Source organism: Sandarakinorhabdus rubra (genome assembly GCF_010994245.1).
Classification (GTDB): domain Bacteria; phylum Pseudomonadota; class Alphaproteobacteria; order Sphingomonadales; family Sphingomonadaceae; genus Sandarakinorhabdus; species Sandarakinorhabdus rubra.
This window is the reverse complement of record NZ_WMHO01000341.1, coordinates 1-1,588: the sequence shown is the minus strand read 5'-3', so window position 1 is coordinate 1,588 and position 1,588 is coordinate 1. Positions and strand designations below refer to the sequence as shown.

At 71.0% G+C, this 1,588-nt stretch carries 3 protein-coding genes; 1 reads left to right on the top strand and 2 read right to left on the bottom strand.

Annotated elements, in window-relative coordinates; all coding sequences use genetic code 11:
• Together GJV64_RS14230 and GJV64_RS14225 are read right to left on the bottom strand one after the other, a co-directional pair.
• The coding region (locus GJV64_RS14230) for an HlyD family secretion protein (protein ID WP_164158112.1) at positions 1-521 on the bottom strand (521 nt) is incomplete at its 3' end.
• 4 nt (positions 522-525) lie between these two features.
• Positions 526-951, bottom strand: a complete 426-nt coding sequence (locus tag GJV64_RS14225; protein WP_164158110.1) for a MarR family winged helix-turn-helix transcriptional regulator — start codon at positions 949-951, stop codon at positions 526-528.
• 242 nt (positions 952-1,193) lie between these two features.
• Here GJV64_RS14225 and GJV64_RS14220 point away from each other — a divergent pair.
• Positions 1,194-1,588: hypothetical protein (locus tag GJV64_RS14220; RefSeq protein WP_164158107.1), on the top strand; the 395-nt coding region annotated here is incomplete at its 3' end.

Here is a 1,588-nt window from a genome sequence, read left to right as displayed (position 1 = left end):
GCGTCATCGGCCAGCGCGCGGCTGAGTTCGGCGCGGGCGTTGGCGGCTTCATACTCGGCCTGCTGCAGCCGGGCGCGGGTGGCAAAGCCGCGCGCCAGCAGCTGCTGCTGGCGTGCCAACTCGGCCTGCGCCAGGGTCAGCGCCTCGCGTTTGCCGGCGACATCGGCGGCGCTGCCACCTGTGCCGCTTTTGAGCTGCCGTACCTCCAGCCGGGCTGCACCCAGCTTGGCCTCGGCTTCGTCCAGTTCCAGCTGGAATGGCAGTTTCGCCAGCCGGACCAGCACCTGCCCGCGCTGGACCGGCATGTTCTCGCGCACCAGCACCTCGGCCACGCGGCCCGACACGTCGCTGGAGATCGCGACCTTGTCGATGCGCACATAGGCATTGTCGGTGCTGACCTGACCCAGACCCGATAGCCACAGCCACAGCCCGGCAGCGGCCACCAGCAGCGGCACGGACAGCATCAGGGCGCGCGTGCGCCAGCGTCCCGGCACCACTTCTGGTTCGACACGCGCCAGCACGTTCTCAATCCTCCCGCGGCGACAGGTTGGCGCGCAGCTGCCGCAGCAGCGCCAGCAGCCGGCCTTGTTCGCCGGCATCCAGCCCGGCCAGCATCTCGGCCCGCACCTCGACGGCGACGGCCTGCAGTTCAACGAGGATCGGGTGGGCGCGGGGCGTGAGGAACAGGCGCCAGGCGCGGCGATCGGCCGGATCGGCCCGGCGTTCCACCAGCCCGGCGTCCTCCAGCCGATCCACCATGCGGGTGACGGTAATGGTTTCCACCTCCAGCCGCTCGGCCAGGGTTGCCTGGTTGATGCCCTCGCTGCGCGACAGGGCGAACAGCACCTGCCATTGCGCGCGCGACACGCCGATGCTGCGCGCGCGCGTGTCGAAGCGGCGCCGCAGCAGGCGGGCACAGTCGCTCAGGAGCACGCCCACGGTGTCAGGCATCGGTGACGCCGCAGGCGGTGGCGGGGTGCGGGCGAGCTGGGCATCCATGCGCCACTTATAACATGCAGGCTTGTGATCAGGAAGCTTGGCAAAAGATGCAGTCGGATCGGGGGCCTCGGCGCACGGCAATGCCGGCTCGGCGTGCTGCCACTGGCGCAGGCCGGGGCGCATGGTTAAGGAAAGCCGGTGGAGCAGGGGTTGTCGTCAGTGCGACAGGGGAATGTCAGCGCCAGGCGCCGGCAGTGTTGCCGGCAACCCGGCAGGCCGGCGCGGTGATGGCGTTCACCGATGTCGGGCTGGTCAGCCATGTGCTGGCGGTGCTGGCTTATGCGGCGCTGCTGGCATCGACGCTGGCGCGCGGCGGCAGCAGCAGCGACGGCACTTCAGGTGCGGGCCGCAACCTGCCCCTGGCCCTGGCGGCGCTCGCCAGCCTGATCTGGGCCGGCGCCGTTGTGGCGGCCATCCTGATGGATCGCAGCCTCGCGGGCATGCTGGCCGCCTTGCAGACGGTGAAGATCGGCGCCTGGATCGGGCTGTTGCTGTTCCTGTTGCGGCCGGCGCTGGCCGGCCGGCAGGCGGCGCGCGCGGCCGGTGTGTCGGCCTTCGGGGTCGGATCGGCGCTGGGCTTCGTGTTGGC